General features: G+C 41.0%; 15 protein-coding genes and 2 tRNA genes. 11 read left to right on the top strand and 6 right to left on the bottom strand.

What is annotated here, in order from left to right; translation table 11 throughout:
- The first annotated feature begins 272 nt into the window (after positions 1 to 272).
- The 4 genes from ACHUFV_RS22695 to ACHUFV_RS22710 all read left to right on the top strand — a co-directional run bounded on the left by ACHUFV_RS22695 (position 273) and on the right by ACHUFV_RS22710 (position 2,552).
- Positions 273 to 363 (top strand) — tRNA-Ser (locus ACHUFV_RS22695).
- A gap of 10 nt (positions 364 to 373) precedes the next feature.
- A tRNA-Arg gene (locus ACHUFV_RS22700) sits at positions 374 to 447 on the top strand.
- A gap of 236 nt (positions 448 to 683) precedes the next feature.
- Positions 684 to 1,343 (top strand): hypothetical protein, encoded by a 660-nt coding sequence (locus tag ACHUFV_RS22705; protein ID WP_394238150.1) that lies wholly within the window; start codon positions 684 to 686, stop codon positions 1,341 to 1,343.
- Positions 1,344 to 1,355: 12 nt separating this feature from the next.
- Positions 1,356 to 2,552, top strand: a complete 1,197-nt coding sequence (locus tag ACHUFV_RS22710) for an efflux RND transporter periplasmic adaptor subunit (protein WP_394238152.1) — start codon at positions 1,356 to 1,358, stop codon at positions 2,550 to 2,552.
- Positions 2,553 to 2,753: 201 nt separating this feature from the next.
- Here ACHUFV_RS22710 and ACHUFV_RS22715 read toward each other — a convergent pair whose 3' ends face one another.
- Entirely contained in the window at positions 2,754 to 3,134 is a 381-nt protein-coding gene (locus ACHUFV_RS22715; RefSeq protein WP_394238154.1) for a VOC family protein, read from the bottom strand.
- 174 nt (positions 3,135 to 3,308) lie between these two features.
- Here ACHUFV_RS22715 and ACHUFV_RS22720 point away from each other — a divergent pair, with 174 nt between their 5' ends.
- Positions 3,309 to 4,007 (top strand): DUF421 domain-containing protein, encoded by a 699-nt coding sequence (locus ACHUFV_RS22720; RefSeq protein WP_394238156.1) that lies wholly within the window; start codon positions 3,309 to 3,311, stop codon positions 4,005 to 4,007.
- Positions 4,008 to 4,060: 53 nt separating this feature from the next.
- Complete coding sequence (locus ACHUFV_RS22725; RefSeq protein WP_394238158.1) at positions 4,061 to 4,735, top strand: YetF domain-containing protein; 675 nt, start codon at positions 4,061 to 4,063, stop codon at positions 4,733 to 4,735.
- Positions 4,736 to 4,863: 128 nt separating this feature from the next.
- Here the strand turns inward: ACHUFV_RS22725 and ACHUFV_RS22730 are convergent, their stop codons facing one another.
- From ACHUFV_RS22730 to ACHUFV_RS22745, 4 genes are all read right to left on the bottom strand, one after another.
- The gene (locus ACHUFV_RS22730) at positions 4,864 to 5,526 is read right to left on the bottom strand and encodes a nitroreductase family protein (RefSeq protein WP_394238160.1); all 663 of its coding nucleotides are present in this window, start codon (positions 5,524 to 5,526) and stop codon (positions 4,864 to 4,866) included.
- 243 nt (positions 5,527 to 5,769) lie between these two features.
- A complete protein-coding gene (locus ACHUFV_RS22735) occupies positions 5,770 to 6,864 on the bottom strand; it encodes a mechanosensitive ion channel family protein (RefSeq protein WP_394238162.1) in 1,095 nt (364 codons plus the stop codon).
- A gap of 289 nt (positions 6,865 to 7,153) precedes the next feature.
- Positions 7,154 to 9,031: a putative bifunctional diguanylate cyclase/phosphodiesterase gene (locus ACHUFV_RS22740; protein WP_394238164.1), complete on the bottom strand. Its 1,878-nt coding sequence runs from the start codon at positions 9,029 to 9,031 to the stop codon at positions 7,154 to 7,156.
- A gap of 224 nt (positions 9,032 to 9,255) precedes the next feature.
- Complete coding sequence (locus tag ACHUFV_RS22745; protein WP_394238166.1) at positions 9,256 to 11,631, bottom strand: putative bifunctional diguanylate cyclase/phosphodiesterase; 2,376 nt, start codon at positions 11,629 to 11,631, stop codon at positions 9,256 to 9,258.
- A gap of 442 nt (positions 11,632 to 12,073) precedes the next feature.
- Between ACHUFV_RS22745 and ACHUFV_RS22750 the strand changes: the two genes are divergently transcribed.
- On the top strand, positions 12,074 to 12,922 hold the full coding sequence (locus ACHUFV_RS22750) for a patatin-like phospholipase family protein (RefSeq protein WP_394238168.1): 849 nt from the start codon (positions 12,074 to 12,076) through the stop codon (positions 12,920 to 12,922).
- 189 nt (positions 12,923 to 13,111) lie between these two features.
- On the opposite strand, the gene ACHUFV_RS22755 is transcribed toward ACHUFV_RS22750, so the two are convergent.
- Positions 13,112 to 14,329, bottom strand: a complete 1,218-nt coding sequence (locus ACHUFV_RS22755; protein WP_394238170.1) for an MFS transporter — start codon at positions 14,327 to 14,329, stop codon at positions 13,112 to 13,114.
- Positions 14,330 to 15,024: 695 nt separating this feature from the next.
- Here ACHUFV_RS22755 and ACHUFV_RS22760 point away from each other — a divergent pair.
- The 4 genes from ACHUFV_RS22760 to ACHUFV_RS22775 all read left to right on the top strand — a co-directional run bounded on the left by ACHUFV_RS22760 (position 15,025) and on the right by ACHUFV_RS22775 (position 19,292).
- Positions 15,025 to 16,038 carry a LacI family DNA-binding transcriptional regulator gene (locus tag ACHUFV_RS22760; RefSeq protein WP_394238172.1) on the top strand — a complete coding sequence of 338 codons (1,014 nt, stop codon included), beginning with the start codon at positions 15,025 to 15,027 and terminating at the stop codon, positions 16,036 to 16,038.
- 450 nt (positions 16,039 to 16,488) lie between these two features.
- Positions 16,489 to 17,322, top strand: coding sequence for a sugar phosphate isomerase/epimerase family protein (locus ACHUFV_RS22765; protein ID WP_394238174.1), 834 nt, complete (start codon positions 16,489 to 16,491; stop codon positions 17,320 to 17,322).
- Between the two features lie 20 nt (positions 17,323 to 17,342).
- The gene (aroD, locus tag ACHUFV_RS22770) at positions 17,343 to 18,104 is read left to right on the top strand and encodes a type I 3-dehydroquinate dehydratase (protein ID WP_394238176.1); all 762 of its coding nucleotides are present in this window, start codon (positions 17,343 to 17,345) and stop codon (positions 18,102 to 18,104) included.
- A 285-nt stretch (positions 18,105 to 18,389) separates the two neighbouring features.
- Complete coding sequence (locus ACHUFV_RS22775) at positions 18,390 to 19,292, top strand: shikimate dehydrogenase (protein WP_394238178.1); 903 nt, start codon at positions 18,390 to 18,392, stop codon at positions 19,290 to 19,292.
- The last annotated feature ends 435 nt before the right edge of the window (positions 19,293 to 19,727 follow it).

Here is a 19,727-nt window from a genome sequence, read left to right on the forward strand (position 1 = left end):
CAGTAGCTCAGTGGTAGAGCTATCGGCTGTTAACCGATCGGTCGTAGGTTCGAGTCCTACCTGCGGAGCCATTTTATTATATTTTTTAATATAGTAAGGTCTTTGTAGTTAGACTTGTGTCTAGCTTCAGCACCTAGCGTCTAGTGGACTTCACACTCCTCCCTACGATAAGTCAACATCGAATCGCACTACCGTGCTCTTCGTGTTTCCTTTATCTCAGTCGGAGCGCTCCAGTCCATACGTCGCTGAGCAAGGTGCTTACGCATTTCGATGGGGAAGTACTCAAGTGGCTGAAGAGGCGCCCCTGCTAAGGGTGTAGGTCGGGCAACCGGCGCGAGGGTTCAAATCCCTCCTTCTCCGCCATACATATAATGCGCCTTTAGCTCAGCTGGATAGAGCAACGGCCTTCTAAGCCGTGTGTCAGAGGTTCGAATCCTCTAAGGCGCGTAACCAACAACGAATCCTTGATCATGAAATCAAGGGTTCGTTGTTTTTTTGTGCAGAAAGAAGCAGGGGGACGGTTCTGCTGCTTCCACAAGACTCAGTCCGGTCCACAAGCCATGTTCATAACCAAATTGTAATCGCCTCCATCTCTAATGATTCGACTAAAAGTGTGGTAGCCTTCACGCGAATCATGTAAAATAAGGTATTAGATAAAGTAGAGTTATGGGGGATGAACAATCATGTATCATATACGGCTTTTCAGGGGGGTACGGGAGCCTTATGTTCAAGCGCAACAATTAGTGAAAGCCGAAAAAATGGGGGGATTTTGGCTAAAAGCAATCCTGCTTATTGTGATGACGTTCCTAGTGGCAGCACTCACTTCCTATTTCGGAATTGGAAATGAAATCATGTCAAAGGAATTACATACCCGCAGCAACACGGAATTTGAGGCAATTAAATTATTATTTGCAGGCGGTCAGATACTTTGGTCCCTGCTGCAGGCCATTATCATTCTCATAATACCATCGCTCTTTTTCTGGGCCTTGTCAGATATCGAGTGGAAGAAATACATTACGATTCAATTCTACGTCCTAACGATTCTGTTAATTGGCAAGATTATTACAATACCTTTTACGATATTCATAGGCTTGCCGGACATCTCAAATCCATTTTCACTGGGCGTCATCGGACAGTACCTCACATCCCATGACCTCATCCTGCAATTTTTGAGCGGCATCACCATCTTTAACATTTGGGCCATGGTTCTACAATACAAATATGTCAGAGTCCTGTCAGAGCGATCCCGTTTCCAAACGATCTTATTTGTGGTCGGCTTCAATCTTATTATTCTGGCGATAAATGTATTTTTACAAATCATGGATCTTGAAAAATTGTTATAGGGGGTGGCTGACGTGAAATGGAGGTCCAAAATCTTTATCGGCGCTGCAATTCTGTTTGTCGCCGCAAATCTATACTTACTTTTTAAAGATAACAGTAAAGTCGCCCGGTCCCTATATGTACCACAGTGGACGACGGCGAAAGAACAAAATATACGAGAAACGATGAAGACAGAAGGGGTTACTGCGCCGCTTGAGGAGCAGCCTGTTTATTATGATGAACGCAAGGGCAGCTTTGAAGGCTTTTTAGTAAAAAAAGGCGAAGAGGTCCAATCAGGAAAGACTTTATTCTATTATTCTACTGATAACTATGAAGACGCGATCGCAGTTCTGGAGTCTGAGCGCAAAAGTCTTGAAAACCAACTGGATGCCCTTGAGAATAAATGGGACGACCTGAACGACATCGATTATGATTCATCCCGCTCGGTGCTAGATGATGAGCTGTTGATCAATGATTATTCAGTTGAAATCGACCTTTACCAAACAGAGGTGGAAATCAACCGTTTGGAAAGTGAAATTGAGAAATACGATGAGCAGATTGCTTCTATTGATAAAAAGCTGCCTCAGCTGGAGGAAGTCAGTGACATCAACGGGGTAGTTAAGAGCATCAACCAGGACCTTTCAAACCCAGTAATCACGATTGTATCGAAGGAAAGTATGGTTGAAGGGATGCTTTCGGAAGCTGAACAATCCAAGGTCGAGCCTGGAATGGAAGTAACGGTTACACTTTCAAACAGCAATAAAACCTACAAAGGCAGTATCCAGGAGGTTGCACACTTCCCAGAGGACGAGCCGAAGGTGAAAAAGGAAAGCGAATACCCATTCACCGTTGTTCTTGACAAAAAGGTCGAGAACCTTGCTCACGGCACACATGTCGATGTGAAAATCGTGAAGAAGGCTGTCGCGAACGCCATCACCGTTCCATATGACAGCATCGATAAAGCTGGAAAAACAAAGAGTGTCTACGTCCTTGAAAACGGCAAAGTCCAAAAACAAAAAGTCACAACTGGTCTTCACGTAAACAGCATTCAGCAAATCAAAAAAGGACTGAAAGAAGGCGAAACACTTGCCAATAAACCACTACAGTTCCAAAAAGGCAACCCAACCTTCTACACACCAATGCAAGTGAAGAAATGGGAAAAGAACATGTACCAAGACATCCGCAAAAAAGAAATGCTCAAGCAGCTAAGCAAAGGCTTCCTATCCTTTTAAGGTGACATCTGGTGTCAGGCACCACAAAAAGACAGCAGTCTTGTCATAGCAGCTTTCAGCTAACAAAATTCAACTGTTGTCCGTTATATATGGACATATCTGCATCTATATTACGAAAAAAACATCATGGCAATAGCACACAAGCCATGATGTTTTTTCATATAGAAATGAACACAGATATAATGCTGTTTATTTCCCCTGCTACTGCTTCTCTACAACAGCAAAGTAATTTTCCTCATGATCAGCAAAGTTAAAGACCCTTCCTTCAGGAACCTCTACAATGTCTCCAACCGTAATCTCTTTATTCTTAAAGTCCTGATACATCTGATCAAGATCCCTCGTGAAAAATAATAACGAAGGGGTTTCTAAATTGACCCCCGGCGAAAACTTCGCTACTAATTCCTTGTTGTGCAGCACAATGCTTGTCTGAGCATCCTTAGAGGGTGAAATCACAAACCACTTCATCCCATCACCGTTGTCCTGCTCTGAAACGAGAGTAAATCCCGCTTTTTCCGTCCAAAACTTCACCGACTCTTCTTGATTATTCACATACAGCATAATTTGTCCCACGATATCAATCATAAACACTTCTCCTTTTCGACTCTAGCTATCTATACCATTGTAGTCAGATTCCGCTGAACTATTCATGAAAGAGTGTTCAAGCTGAACCGTCTGCAAGTTTACCATCCAGCCATACATGAAAACTGAAAAAGCTTGGAACAATATTTACCATCAAGTTAGAAGGAGTTTACCAAGATGGCCATTCCAGAATTACTGCTAAGACTCACCATTGCTTTCATTACCTTATTCATTTTGACCAGACTGACGGGTAGAAAAGAAATTTCACAGATGACCTTTTCCAATTTTGTGTCTGCGATTTCAATCGGTACCTTAGGTGCTTCACTTGCGATTGATCCATCTATAAGCGTCAGCAATGGAATCATCGCACTAGCTGCCTGGACGGCTTTTACCATGATTATGGGCATGATTGATTTAAAATCCCCCATATTTCGAAAAGCGATTGAAGGCCAACCCGTGATTCTCATTAAAAAAGGAAAAATCATGGAAGGGGAGCTTCGTAAAGTTCGTTTAGATATGGACGCATTACTCGCTCTATTGAGAAAGAAAGATGTCTTTTCCGTATCTGATGTGGATTATGCCATTTTTGAAACGGACGGCACCCTTTCGGTTATGAAAAAAGAACCTCAGCAGCCTGTAACGAAAAGTGACCTTAACCGAGTCCAGACAAAAGCAACTATTTTTCCCATTGCTACAGAGATTATATCCGATGGTGAAATTAAGCTGGAGAACTTAGGCAAATTACATTTGGACAAGCAATGGGTAGAGGAGCAATTGAAACGGTCAGGTATTAATTCCATCTCGGAGGTTTTTTATGCTGAGGTGAATACGGACGGCAGTTTATATATTGATCACAGGAATGATGTTCTGCATTAAGCAGGCTTGCCATCACCGTGACCGGGTACATTTCAGATAGGAGTAATCAAAACGTGAATCTGCAACATTTAACGCTTGAACTTGTAACTGGCTTTTTTTACATGTTCGTCATCATCATGTTCATTGGCAGGAAAGTCATTAACCAAATCACACCCTTCACCTTCATTACATCGACCGTGTTAAGTGAGCTATTGGGAAATGCTTTATATGATAAAAAAGTCAGCGTGGGGTATATTCTCTATGCCATGACCCTGTGGGCACTATTGCTGTTTGTCATTGAATACCTTGGCAGGAAGTCGTTAGTATTTCGCGGTTTCTTTCAAGGCAAACCATCGGCGCTGATAAAAAATGGTGTGGTCGACCGGGATGCGCTGAAGAAGAATCGTATGAATCTCAATCAGCTTCAAAGCCTGCTCCGGCAGAGTGAAACCTTTTCAATCCGAGAGGTGGCCTATTGCTATTTAGAGCCTAATGGATCAATCAGTATTTTAAAAAAGCCGCCATATCAAAAAACAACACTGGAGGACTTTAAATTACCAGGCAAGCCGGCCTATGTCCCAGTAACGCTCATTCGTGACGGGAAAGTGCTAAAGGATGAACTAACCGAGATCGGGTATGATGAGGCCTGGTTAAAAAATCAGCTGTCATTACAGAATGTGACGAATCTTAAGGATGTTTTTATCGCGGAATGGCTGGAGGGCGACGGAATTTTTGTGCAGACCTATTAGGGGAGGTTACCGTGGGATCATCCGGGCAAGGAGTATAAGAGATTATGATCAGTGGAAGGCGGAAACTCCAGTCTTTCACCCAAACAAGGGAAGCACCAAAGCTCCCCTGTTTGATCGTCATCCAATCTTTACACCCAGCTCGACACCGTCTCCACAGGCAGCCGATAGGATGGATACCCTTCACTCGCGGCCTTTCCAATCGAAATCAGCATAACGGGAACATAGCGGTCCTTATCAAGCCCGAATGCTTCGGCAATCTCATCCTTTTCGTAGCCGCCGATAGGATTTGTGTCATAGCCATGGGCACGGGCAACCAGCATAAGCTGCATGCAGACAAGCCCAGAGTCAATCAGCACCACATCACGCATATCCCGCTCCGGCATGTTCTCATAAGCAGGCTTGAAGGCGGCCAGCAGCTGATCCTTGACCTCCTGGGGCATATAGCCAAGCTCCACCTGTCTCGAGTAGATGTCCTCTGCATATTCAACACTATTCATATCGCCAAAGACGGCAATCATTGCGGAAGACGTTTCAACCTGGTCTTGATTAAATCTGGCGAGCGGTGCGAGCTTCGCTTTGCCCTCTGGCGTTTCAATCACTACAAACCGCCAAGGCTGCATATTGACAGAGGACGGGGCACGCGTCGCCTCCTCCAGAATTTCCGCCATTTCCTTCCGGGTGATTTTAACAGATGGATCATATCGTTTAACGGACCGGCGTCCAAGGACAATTTGGTAAAAATCGTTTTGATTCAAGTTTTGTTCATTTTCCATCAATTTGGTTTCAGTCATATGGTCACGTTCCTTTTAAAAATTTGCCACATAGAAAACATACAGTATGAAAAGATAAAGGGGACAGCATATCTAGATACGATCCCTTCTTTAGTAAGATGTACAAAATTCCGCTGAATATCAGTTCGATAGGAGTAAATACGTTGGAGCAATTTGGAATGTAATTAAAAAAGCCCACCAGATATGGCGGGCTGAAGATAACATATTAAATAATCGGGGGGAGAATGTTTACAAACACAATCGTTAATCCATCGATCCCATCGTTTGATACTGCTCATTCGATTGTGGAGTAACGTAAATTGTTCGGCTTGGAAATGCGGTTTCGACGCCTTCATCTTCCAAGATTCCCATGATAGCAATATTGATTTCATGCTTGATTTTTACATGCTCTGCCCAAACGGTCGTATTGGTAAAGAAATACACGAGAACATCGAGACTGCTCTCATTATAATGGTCCAAGGCTACCATGATTGTATCTGGATGAACCTCTTCATGTGTCCTCAAGTACTGTTCGATTCGAGAAACCACTCGTTGAATTTGTTCCTTGGTCGTTTTATAGTTAATTCCTAAGTGGAACGTGATGCGTCGTTTTCCCATCCGGCTCCAGTTGGTAATCGGCTCGTTGGCCAACGTAGAATTTGGCACGGTCACAAGAGCCTGGCTGAACGTTCGAATTTTCGTGCTACGGAAATTGATATCCTCAACCGTTCCCTCGACACTTGGAGTTAAAATCCAATCTCCAATGGAAAACGGTTTTTCTGTCACAATCACAATTCCACCAATCAAGTTGCCGACTGCTTCCTTGGCCGCCAACGCAAAGGCCAATCCCCCTAATCCAAGACCCGCAACCAATCCATTTACATCATAATCGAATTCCTGACCAATAATACTGATAGAGATAGCGATCAGGATCACGCGAATCGTTCTTGAAATAAACGGAAGCAGAATTTTATCAATTTTATTGTTCAATTTTTCATTCACACTAATTAAAATCCCTGTAGTCGGTGACGATAGATTAAACAAGCCCCATGTAATTAATACAATAATCATCGAACGCAGGAATTTTAAAAATAACGCATTGTGCTGCTCTATAAAAGGGAAATAATCCATAGCCACATACAAACCAACAATAATAAATGCCCATCCTAAAGGACGTTCAAAGCCTAAGCAGATTTGCGTTAGAAATTCAGTGGGTGTTTTTTTAGCTAATTTGACAATCAGCTGAAAAACATATTTGGTAAAAAGATTCCTAAACAAAATAAACGCAACTAAAATCGCAATAGAGATTCCTAAATTTATTAACAGGTCATAGTCCAACCCGTCCGTTAAAAAAGACATACGATAAACCCTTCCCTCTTGTTACAAGATCTAATAGAATAGTAGGCTCGCGATACACGAACACCCGACATTACAAGTTATTATACATCCTCATATCATAACTGCATAAATAAAATTTTTGAATACAACAAAAGTCTTAGATTCATAGGAAATTAATGGGGTGGGCGGTATTTACGGCTACCAGTGCCGGTAAGTGGATTCCGGAAGTAATGAGATGAAAAGCAGCATCATCCTATGAAAAAAAGCAACCGAATGACAATCGGCTGCTGCTCATACTTAAAGCGCCCTTTTACATCTCGACCAATACGCTGCTAACACCTTTGCCCATCATTCGTGTCATTTCCTCGACAGATAAAGGTCGATGAAAATAATACCCTTGACCAAAATAGCAGTGATTCTCTTTTAAAAAGGCCACCTGCTGCTCATCCTCAATTCCTTCAGCAGTCACATTGAAGCTTAAGTTATTTCCCATATTGATAATCGTTTGAACAATGGCTCTCCCGCTGGAATTTTGAGTGATATCATCCACGAAGGACTTGTCAATCTTCAACTTATCAATGGGCAAATGCTGTAAATAGCTTAATGAGGAATAACCTGTTCCAAAGTCATCAACCGATATCTTGACTCCTAAGGCTTTCAATTCATGTAATTGCTGGATTGCCTGCTCTTTATTTTGGACAACACTTTCCGTAATTTCAATTTCAAGATAGGCTGGATCAAGATCTAAGTCTTCTAATAATCGTTTGACTAATGATAGAAAGTGGCTCTGCTGCAGCTGATAGCCGGATACATTGACTGCTATGGGTATGGGAGGAAATCCCTCTTGCTGCCATTTTTTATTCTGTTTGCAGGCCGTTTCAAGCACCCATTCGCCAATCTGCACAATAAGCCCTGTTTTTTCAGCTACAGGGATAAAGTCCGCAGGGGAGATGAAACCATATTCAGGGGATTCCCAGCGAAGTAAAGCCTCTGCGCCCACTATATGACCTGAATCTAAATGAACCTGAGGTTGATACACAAGGGTAAATTCACGGTTTTCCAAGGCCTCTCTCAAGCCGGATTCGATTCGCATGATTTTTTTATTTTTTTCATCGAGAGTTGAATTGTAGAATTGATACCCGTTCCCGCCATTTTCCTTCGCCGCATACATGGCCGCATCGGCATTTTTAATTAAGATATCTGAACTGTCACCATTCAGGGGATAAAGGCTAATGCCAATACTTGTCGAGATAAAAAATGGTTTCCCATTTACGAAGATCGGGTCTGAAAATTCACGTATGATATCCTCAGCTAATGAGGATGCCTCGTAGTAGGAAGCATTTTCTTGAAAAATAATAAACTCATCCCCGCCATATCGCGAAACAATAGAATGATCCGTTATAAATCTAGACATTCTATTAGATACTTCTTTTAACAACAAATCGCCGAACGTATGTCCAAGCGTATCATTAATGATTTTAAAACGATCTAAATCTAATAGCATGATGGCTATCTTCCGCTGGGTTTGCTTTGATTGTGACAAGGATTGAGTAATTTGCTCATGTAGCAGGTTTCGGTTCGGCAAACCCGTTAAGTGATCGTAAAACGCCATGGTATGGAGCTTTTCCTCCATTTGTTTTCGGTAGGTAATATCACGAGCTACGCCATTAAGCTTCACCAGCTGGCCTTCGTGATTAAATAAAGGGTTGCCCAATGCGGCTAACCATCTTTCTTCCCCATTTTTATGGATCAATCTCCACTCACACCTGGCTGATTTTCCTGATAATAGTTCTTGATAATAATGATTTACTTTTTCCCGGTCATCCTCATGTACAGTTGTAATCCAAAGGTCATACTTTTCCTCAAATTCCTCTGCGGTATAACCATATAATTGTTCCATTCCTTTAGATACCGTATTTTTTTGTTTGTTGATATCACTGGACCATAGAAAGGAAGCGCTATTATTATAGAGACTGTTTAAATCCGCATTACTTTCTTTTAGTTTGACCAAATACCATTTCGCTTTATCGTACTGTTTTCCAAAAAACCAAGCCAGTGAAACCATGATGGGAAAACCAATTAATTCAATCAACCTGATGGATCCATCTTGTAAAAAATAATAAGCAATATAGATAGAATTTATAATGAAAACAAGCGAAGACGCTACAATCCTTCCAGTATATTGCACGATTCCTCACCATCCCATTTTACCTAGTAAATAATTACTATTTTACCATACAATAAATATTTGAAATGTAATATTTATCATAGAGCCACGAGGACGGGTCCCGTGGTCCTGAAGTGGGTAATAACTGGAAATAAAAGCAGCACCCATTCGAAGAAGGATGGGGGAGTATTATCGGAAAAACTATTGAATTCGAAAAATGGGCCAAGACCCGTCCCCGCGGTCCTTTATACCACCTGAACTCTCCCAGCCATCAAAGCTTCAAATTCCTTTTCTGGCAGGGGTTTGCTAAAATAATACCCCTGGGCCATATGACAACGATGCTTTTGCAGAAACTCCAGCTGCTCCTTTGATTCAACTCCTTCGGCAATAACCACCAAATGCATGTGTTCAGCCATGGAAATGATGGTTTGAACAATAGAGGCATCATTACGGTTATGAGGAAGCTCCTTAACAAAGGATTGGTCGATCTTTAATGTATGAATCGGCATTTTTTTCAGGTATTGCAGTGAGCTATAGCCTGTGCCAAAATCGTCGATACTGAGCTTGATGCCCATTTGGGACAACTCCTGAACCACATGAGAGGCGTGGCTGCTGCCAAACGGAATATTTTCCGTGATCTCCAGCTCAAGGTAGTTCGCATCCATAGCTGTTTCTTGGATGATCTGCTGAACATGGGCAAGATAATGTTCATCCATAAATTGATTAATCGAAACATTGACCGCTATTCTAAGCGGAGCCATTCCCTTTTCCTGCCACGTCTTCCATTGCTTACAGGCTGTTTTAAGGACCCATAATCCCATCGGAATAATAAGTCCAGTCTCTTCTGCAACAGGAATAAAGCACCCCGGAGAGATAAACCCCTTGGATGGATGCTTCCATCTCATCAGTGCTTCAACCCCGATGATCTCACCTGTATGGATGTGAACCAAGGGCTGATAGACAAGAGAAAACTCCTGCCTTTCCACGGCTAAACGGAGATCCCTCTCCAGATGAAGCATATCCGGTGTTCCAGACCTTAAGGAGGAATGGTAGAATGCATACCGATTCCGCAGCGCCTTTTTGGCAGAATACATCGCGGTATCAGCGCGCTGAATTAACAGGTCAGCCTCCTCGCCATGATCTGGAAATAGACTGACACCAATACTTGAGGTCACAATCAATTCATGCCCTTTGATATAGGTTACCCGTTGTAACGTGTCGAGAAGATGTCTCGCCATCCCTGCAGCTTTTCTCTGGCTTGTATTCGGTAAAAAGAGAAGAAACTCATCGCCGCCCTGTCTGCACATGAAACCGGAATCACCGACGCAGTCACGAAGCCGTTCCGCTGTTTGCTGCAATAGCAGGTCACCAACGGAATGACCGAAGGAATCATTAATGAGCTTAAAGCGGTCTAAATCCAGAAACAGGACTGCGACCGTTTCATTTCTTTGCTTCGCCTGCAGCAAAGAATCATGAAACTGCTGATAAAAATAGCGATAATTGGGCAGACCAGTCAAATAATCATGATACGCCAAATACTCCGCCTGTTTAATTGATTTTTCCAGCTGATTATTTTTTTGTGTCAACTCAATGGTTCGATCCAGAACCGTTTGTTCGAGATCTTTATTTAACTTTGTTAGCTTTCCAAGCAGCTGCTTATTCTCTGCCAAGGTCTGAATTTGGCGAAAAAGAATGAGAATGATTGCGATAATCGATCCAATCGTCATGCTATTAAAGCCCTTTTCTTGAAAAACGGTCAGAAGAAACAACAAAAGCATACCGATATAAGGCATCATGACACGCGGAGATAGATTATGGATATCCCAACTTTCTTGAGAATAAATCGGCAAAATCGTTTCGCCGATTCCATAAAAACTGGAAAGTCCAACCAATAGAATCCCCACTATCCAAAGGAGATCAACGGGGTGTCCGGTTTGATAGGTACCAATGGTTTCAAGATAAAAATAAATCGTATCGGCAAGTAAAAAATGGATCATCGCTATAAAAATAAACCAAAACGCCTGCGGCTGTTCCTTCGATCTTCCTGAATAATAAATACAGAGGAGTACGAAGAGAACAATCAAATCACCTATGGGATAGATGATGCCGATCATTTGATCCAGGATCCCTTGATTGGTGGAGTTTTCAAGCGCAGGCTTGAGAATATACTCCCAGCTTGAAAAGGCTATAACGACAAAAAGAATGCTTACATCATAAAGAATTTGACCAATCCGTAATGAATGACGGTGCTTGAGCATCACCCACATTAGCGCCGCAAACTGAAAAGCATTCATCACAACCCACATGAAATCAGCGACACTAGGGTAGGGCGCTTCGATTCTTAGATAGATTTCATATAAATCCCAGACGCCCATAGCGAGAGCATAGAATAAGTTGGAGATGGCAAGGAATAACCAAAATTTCCGATCACAGCTCTGATCCTGTAAATACCGTTTATAAAGCCAGATAGAAGCGAGAAGCGGTGTGATTGTTTGGAAGAAATTTGAGATGATGGTAAGCATCCATTTATTATCTCTATATATCATAATAAGGATGATGTTTAAGAAAATCAGCAAAGCGGTAATCATAATGGCTTTGCTGCGTACTGATAGATTTCTCATATGAAGCCCCTTTTGAAATGATGGAAAAAAGCTTTACGTCACTGGAAGAGTTAGCCAATGAGTTGATAGTAATATTTTACTATAAAATCTCTCTCTAATTTATTAATTTTTGTAAATATCATGGGTTCATTGCATATATCAGGGAAAGGTTAGTGTCACATAGAAAAGAGGGTCTTTCAGCGTACCCGAGACCAGGATTGTCCCCAAGCCCAACTCAGGTTACTCGCAAATCCATACGAAGTAGATTGAAAAAAGTTGTTCAAGACTATCGTTCGAAGCATATCAGTACAAAAGTGGTACAATAGTAGAAGTCAGGACAGGTATAGATGTAAACAATGAATCGGGTCAGCTAATTTGAGTGACGAATAGCCCTCGCAGTTTACATAGTCCTTCATTTAATAATGTACCACTCTATCATTCTGAGTGTTGAAAAGGAGATAGTATGGAAAATATAGGGTTAATTTTAGAAGGAGGAGGAAGTAGAGGAATTTACACGGCAGGGATTCTTCGCTATCTGATGGAAGAGGAGATGTATTTCCCCTATACAATTGGCGTTTCTGCCGGAGCCTGTAACGGTAGTTCTTATATTTCTCGTCAAATCGACCGAAATAAAATGGTGAATATTGATCTTGTGAATCATCCTGAATATTTATCCCTTCGAAATTTGTTTAAAAAAGGGCAGCTGTTTGGGATGGATTTTTTGTTTGATACGGTACCGAAGGAGATTGTCCCCTTTGATTTTCAAGCATTTAATGAGGCGGAGGAGGAGTTTGTTGTCGGGACAACCGACTGCCTAACGGGCGAACCCGTATTTTATAAAAAAACAGACTATGCGAAGGACATGCTGACATTGCTTCGTGCATCAAGCTCATTGCCTGCCTTTGCCCCAGCTGTTCCCTTTGAAAATCGGGTACTGATGGATGGTGGAATCGCTGACCCCATTCCAATCAAACAATCAGTACAAGATGGCAACTCGAAAAATGTAGTTGTTTTAACAAGAAACAGAGGCTATTATAAAAAACCTCAATCATTCGGCGGGTATATAAGGAGAAAATACCGCGATTACCCTGGTTTAGTGAAAGCATTAGAGCAGCGTCATACGGTGTATAATGAAACCCTTCAATATATCTTTGATGAAGAGAAAAAAGGCAATGTATTTGTCCTATGTCCATCAGAGAAACTAAACGTCGGCCGCGTTGAAAAAAACAAGAAAAAACTAACCGCCCTATATCAACAAGGAATCAACGATATAAAAAACATGGTACAACCACTAAAGGAATTTCTATCGTGAGCCCGGGGGACGGGTCCCATGGTTCTGATGTGAGTAATACCTGGGCATAAAAGCAACCCCCATCCGAAGTAGGATGGGGGTTTTACTGTCGAGTTAATTCTAAAAATGGACCAGGAAACCATTTCGTTCCAATTAAACAAGTGAACATAACCCACGGGAAAAGCCGAGGAACCCGTCCGCGTGGCTCACTTAGCTTGCTGTTTCTTTCATTTCAATAGTTCCTCGTGCTTTTCTTTGTTTGTCACGTATAGAAACGATTAATACTAGAGTGAATCCAAGTAGAGCGACAACGGCATTTAATAAAAAGATATAGGTAATATCGAATTTATAAATGGCTGCTAGGACAATCGGCATTGAGAATTGGGCGACTCCTTCAGAAATCGTGTAAAGACTTGTAAGCACTCCTTTTCCTCTTGTTGAATGATCGACTAAAAGAGTCAATCCTAATTGAATAAGTCCGCCAGATGAGAAGTAGCCTAAGAAAAAAGCACCTACACTTGCTACCATCGGTGAAGGGAATGCCCACAGAACAAGAGAAACCAGGGCTGTCATGAAGGTATAGATCAGAATAATAGGAGCCGACTTTACTCCCTTGTTTCCTAATGTGAACGTTACCAAGACACAAATGAGTGCTCCAATACTTCCATAAGAGACTAACATTCTTCCGGCATTTTCACCCATATGGACCACTTCTGTCCCATACTTCGCCATCCATTGCCCCAATACGGTAAGGAAGGTTAGTCCAACAAAGCCAAAGCAAATCATGCAAATTTCTTCAACATTAAACTGAAATCTGCCCTTCTTTTCATGACCAATCTCACTTGCAGCAATTTCTGGTGATGTGGCGGCCATTGGCGGAAATTTACGCGTACTCATAAAGATCAAATTAAGCGTTAAGACAGCGATCAGTAATGCAAAACTCCATCCATACCAAAATCCTCGCACCATAAGAAAGCCAATAATGATAGGAAGCAGGAACTGCCCCCCTTGAATGAAAAACTTCACAATGATATTAGCGGGTCCAGACTTTTTGGTAAAGACCTCCATTAAGGCTGGATAAGTACCAGTATCTAGGAATGAATTCGCGATTCCAGCTAAAATCCCAAAGAAGTAAGCAATAGACGGAGTAGGACTCCATAGGATTCCGATTGCAAACGCAAGATAGAATAATATTCCTAATATAATCGATGCTTTTCTCCCGAATTTATCTGAAATAATTCCGGAAAACGCTACTGCTATTATTTTCCCAATACCAAAGGAAGAAACAACGGCTGCAGCCCCCGCAACGCTTGTCCCCCATTTTGCTGCAAAAACATCGATGTTTAGAGAGATAATGATTAACGCCATACCATGTACAAAATAATTTAGGTAAAGCCCGAAAGCTGTTGATAGATACTTATTTTTCATAACATTTCTCCTTCTAACTTTTATAAAATCGACCATACGTATAAAACAAAATCAATAGTTAAAGGATCAAAACGTATCATCCGGAAAAATTATGTAGTGGCAGCATGGTTGTCAAATTCCATCGCTTCTGACCCAATAGTGTAATAATAATTTGTAAAAATGAACTTAAGGAAATATTAATAGTTTTTTTTGAACTGAGGGACTCTTTTTAATTTTTAGATATAATTATATAGTTTCTATTTCTAATTTAATAGTATTATCTATATGGAAATGTTCGAAGTTCAAGTGCCTTTTTTATTAGTCTTCTATAACATTTCTCATTTCTATACCCTCCTTTTTTAAAAATTGAACATTCATTAGATCGATCCAACAAAACAAAAACAACTGTTAGATCGATCTAATTCAAAGAGAATAATAAAACCAAACTATCATCCAAGGGGGATCTATAGAAATCGTTTTCAGTTTTATTAATATTTTTAATAATAAAAACCATACTTTGATTTGTCAACATTTTTTAAATATTTAAAAAATAAACGATAAAAACAATCGTACAAAGAATAAAATCGTAAAAATCTGCTTATAAGTAGATTTTCATTCGTAGCTTTACAAGTAAAACTAGTTTGTAAAACAGCCTATATTCTTATAAAATATGGACAAATACATTATTTATAAAGGATTTAAATTGGTGGTTTATGATGAATCAATCAAGAAAAAAACCTGTAACCTTACAGGATGTTGCAAAGCATGCCGGTGTCTCGCGTGCAACTGCTTCTCTAATTGTTCGCAACAGTCCTAAAATCGCACCTGAAACGCGTAAAAAGGTATTGAAATCGATGGAAGAACTCGGTTATGTCTATGACCGTGTCGCTGCGAATTTGCGGTCAAAAAGTTCTACAACTATCGGGATTATCATTACGGATATATCGAACACTTACTATTCGGATTTACTGAAGGGAGTTCATCATACATTAGAGGAAATCGGTTATACCGTGCTGTTAGGCGTTACGTTTGATTCAGTTGATAAGCAGGATCAAATTCTTTCGACGATGATCGAGCATAGGGTTGGGGGAGTGATTCTCTGCCCTGTATCAGAAAGCTCAGATGAAATCGTTAACCGGATAAACAAAATTCAGACTCCCGTGATTCTTGCTGTAAGGGAGCTTGCTGGAGCCAATTGTGATTTTGTTGGGATTGATTATCAAGCTGGTTCGCAAATGGCTGTTGAGCATTTAATTAAGCAAGGTCATAAAAGAATTGCGTTTTTAGGCGGCTACCGTAAATCCTCTACTTGGATAAAAAGGATGGAGGGATATTCCCTAGCCCTCAGGCAAGCAGGAATAGAATTGGACGAATCCTTATTAATCGATAGTTTACCGACAAGAGAGGGCGGGGTCGATGCGGTTCGTCAGTTACTTTCACAGCCTAATCACCCGACAGCCATCTTTTGCTTCAGTGACCTTGTTGCGTTTGGGGTTGTGCAAGGGGTACGAGAGGCTGGATTAAAACCTGGTGAAGATATAGCCATCATGGGCTTTGATAATATTCCAGAGGCCGAAATCTTCTATCCTCCGTTAAGCACGGTCTCGTCCTTTGCACAGCTTACCGGTAAAACGGCTGCTAATCTTCTGCATCAAAGGATTACAGAATCCGAAGGTGAAAAGAAGCGAATTATTTTACAGCCAGAGTTAATGGTTCGAGAATCGACATAAAATGGAGTTACTAAAGGTGAACCTTCACAGAAAAAGCACTCGTAGAGACTGACATATTTGGCTTGCAACGGCTAATTAGCAAACAGAGCTTAGGCTTTTTTGCTAATTAGTCAAGCTAAGCATAGATTGATTCATTGCCGCTAACGTTAACAAACAACTATGAAAAAATAAATTATTTTGCATTTTTAGAAAATTAGTATTGAATAAGCTGACAAGGGTGTGGTATAAATTTATATACATACAGAAAAGAGCAAGCGGTTACAACAATTAGATCGATCTAACGCTATCATTGGTTAAATGAATGGATGTAAAACATTTAGATCAATCTACGAAGCGTTTATTAAAATAAAGATCGATCAAGTAAGTTCATAAAATATCAATCTATCAATATTTAATAATTAGATCGATCTAACGCTTTAGATCATCCAACAAAAAATAGGAGGAACCAACATGAAGTTAAGTTTATGTACAACAGGGTTTAAAGAATGGGATATCGATGAAATCATTAAATGGGTAGCGCCGATGAATCAGGATGTAAAAGGTCTTGAGTTATGGAGTAAGCATATCGAAAGATTTCAAGAGAAGCATGGACCACTTGATAAACTAGCTCGTTTATTAGAAACGAATGGGATCCAAATTCCGTCCATTAGTGCCTATACCACTTTTTCAAAGCTATGGAACCGGGAGCAGCACATAGCCGAAGTGAACCAAGCCACGAAATTGTTAGATGCAGCACACCAATTAAATTGTCCGATGATCCGAACGTTCGCAGGACATGTCGCATCAAGAAATGCATCCCCTGAACAATGGTCTGAAACCGTTACCGAATTTCAAAAATTTGCAGAAACAGCTGATCTATATAATGTGGATGTAGCCATTGAAATCCATTATGATTCATTTGCCGATACGGTAGAATCGATTCAAAAGCTAGTAAACGATATTAACCACCCAAGGATCAAATTAATCTACGATGCAGCAAACCTGTACGTTGACCAAGAGGATCATATGCAAGTACTTGATACGGTATACTCCAAGATTAGCCACGTGCATTTGAAAAATTATCACTATAATCTGAAGGAGCGATACAAAACCACACCAGCTGCTATTTTTAATGGTGATGTTGATAATGTGGCCATTCTTAGAGAATTGCAAAGACGTCAATATTCAGGATTTGTTTCATTAGAATACTTTGGAAGAGAAGGATTCCCATGCTTAAGAGAATCGTTAGAGCAATGGAAACAATTTATGAGTATTGATACTACAACTAATATTAGATCGATCTAACGAAAAAGGAGTCAAAGCACATGGCAACTCTATCAATTGGCAAGACGGTATTGGGTGAAGGAATACCGAAGATTATTGTTCCACTAATGGGGAATACTACCGAACAGCTTATTAATGAAGTAAATGAGGTCAAAAGGTTAAAACCGGATATCGTTGAATGGCGCGTAGATGTTTATGAGCATGTTGATCAGATTGAAGCGGTTCAGGAAATGATCTCTATTTTGCGAAAGGCACTTACTGATGAACTCCTTCTTTTTACATTCAGAAGTCATAAAGAAGGAGGAAATAAGGAAGTTCCCGTTTTCTACTATGTTGAATTAGTGCAAGCGGCAATCCGGACGAAGAAAATTGATCTTGTTGATGTAGAGCTTTTTACCGGAGAAAAGTACGTCAAAGAGCTAGTGGAAACAGCCGAAGAGAATGGTGTGTATATCATCATGTCCAATCATGATTTTGAAAAAACGCCATCGAAACAGGAGATGGTCACAAGGCTATGTAAAATGCAGGAGCTTGGGGCCCATATTCCAAAAATCGCTGTGATGCCGAACAGTGTGGAGGATGTTATTAAGCTGTTAGAAGCAACCAACACGATGAAAACGGAATATGCTGATCGTCCGATAATCACCATATCAATGGGAGGAACAGGTTTAATCAGCCGTCTTGCAGGTGAATGCTTCGGATCCTCGGCGACATTTGGTACTGGGAATCAAGTATCCGCTCCAGGTCAAATCCCTGTTCCTGAATTAAGAAGGGCTTTAGGTACATTACATAAATTCCGGTGAGGTTGTTTTTTGAATTTAATGTAGATAAGAGAATTCATAGACGGAGAATTTCCGGCTAATGTATAAAAAGATGAGTAAAAAGCAGATATAAGCGGAGAAATTCCGATTAGCTGCTCTAAATAGGTCAAAATCCAAGGCTTTGGATAAAATAAACGGAAAAGCCTCCTTTATATTTAGGGAAATATAGGTACTTCAAAACTTAAGCAGAATTCTTCCGTTTATTTTTTCAAATTCAGTAAAAGAGTTATAACAGAGCAGTTTTTTTAAAAAAGGAGGTTCAAAAAAATGCAAAACTTAGGCGTTATAGACGGGGAAACACAATTAATTGGATTATTTGCCACACCGATTCGGCATTCCCTTTCCCCAACCATGCACAACCTGGCATTTAAAAAATTAGGCTTGAATTATGCCTACATGGCGTTTGAGGTTGGGAATGAGGAATTAGAGGCCGTCATCAAAGGGATGAGGGCGCTGAATCTGCGCGGATTTAATGTTTCCATGCCAAATAAAACAAAGGTTCTGCCCTATTTAGATGAGCTTGCAGACAGCGCTCAATTGACAGGATCCGTTAACACGGTTGTCAATGAGAATGGAAGATTGATCGGTCACAATACAGATGGCAGGGGATATACAAGAAATCTCAAAGAGCGTGGGTTTGACATAAGAGGGAAGAAAATGACCCTAATCGGCTCGGGCGGTGCTGCCACAAGCATTGCCATGCAATCAGCATTAGAAGGAATCGCTGAGATCAGCATCTTTGCACGTAATGATCAATTCTATGCAAAGGCAGTTGAAAATGCTCGTATTCTTAATGAAGAAAACAACTATTTTTCCGTAAAAGCAAATGTGTACCCACTTGAAAATCAGGAGCAATTGACAGAAGAAATTCGTACGAGTGATATCCTGACAAACGGTACAGGCGTGGGGATGAAGCCACTTGAAGGTATAAGCGTCATTGAAGATCCGTCCATACTGCGCCCAGATCTGATCGTAACAGACGTCATCTACAGCCCGTCTAAATCTAAGCTATTGCAGCAGGCAGAAGCAGCCGGAGCCACAGCCATCAATGGCCTCGGAATGATGCTCTGGCAAGGAGCCCTCGCATTTGAAATGTGGACAGGACACCGCATGCCTGTAGAATACATACAAGAAAAAATGTTTCAGACGAGCACGGGTTCCCTGGTTTAAACGACGGGGACGGGTCCTACGGCTCTTATCATTCTGACAAAGGGAAAGCAAAATATCAGTAGTCTGTCAAAAGCGGGGTCTTCTTCTGACAGGGGGACAGGCAAAACTCCCAAGTCTGTCAGAAGGGGAGTGATCTTCTGACAAAGGGATTGGCAAAACTCCCAAGTCTGTCAGAAGTAGAGCCATCTTCTGACAAAGGGAGAGGAAAAACTCCAAAGTCTGTCGGAAGTAGAGCCATCTTCTGACAAAGGGATAGGGAAAAATCCCAAGTCTGTCGGAAGTAGAGCTATCTTCTGACAAAGAGAAAGTAAAAAATCCAAAATCTGTCGGAATTAGAGTCATCTTCTGACAAAGGGACAGGGAAAAATCCCAAGTCTGTCGGAAGTAGAGCTATCTTCTGACAAAGAGAAAGTAAAAAATCCAAAATCTGTCGGA

The sequence above is a fragment of the Niallia oryzisoli genome, from assembly GCF_043641075.1.
In the GTDB taxonomy this organism is placed as follows: domain Bacteria; phylum Bacillota; class Bacilli; order Bacillales; family Cytobacillaceae; genus Bacillus_BD; species Bacillus_BD oryzisoli_A.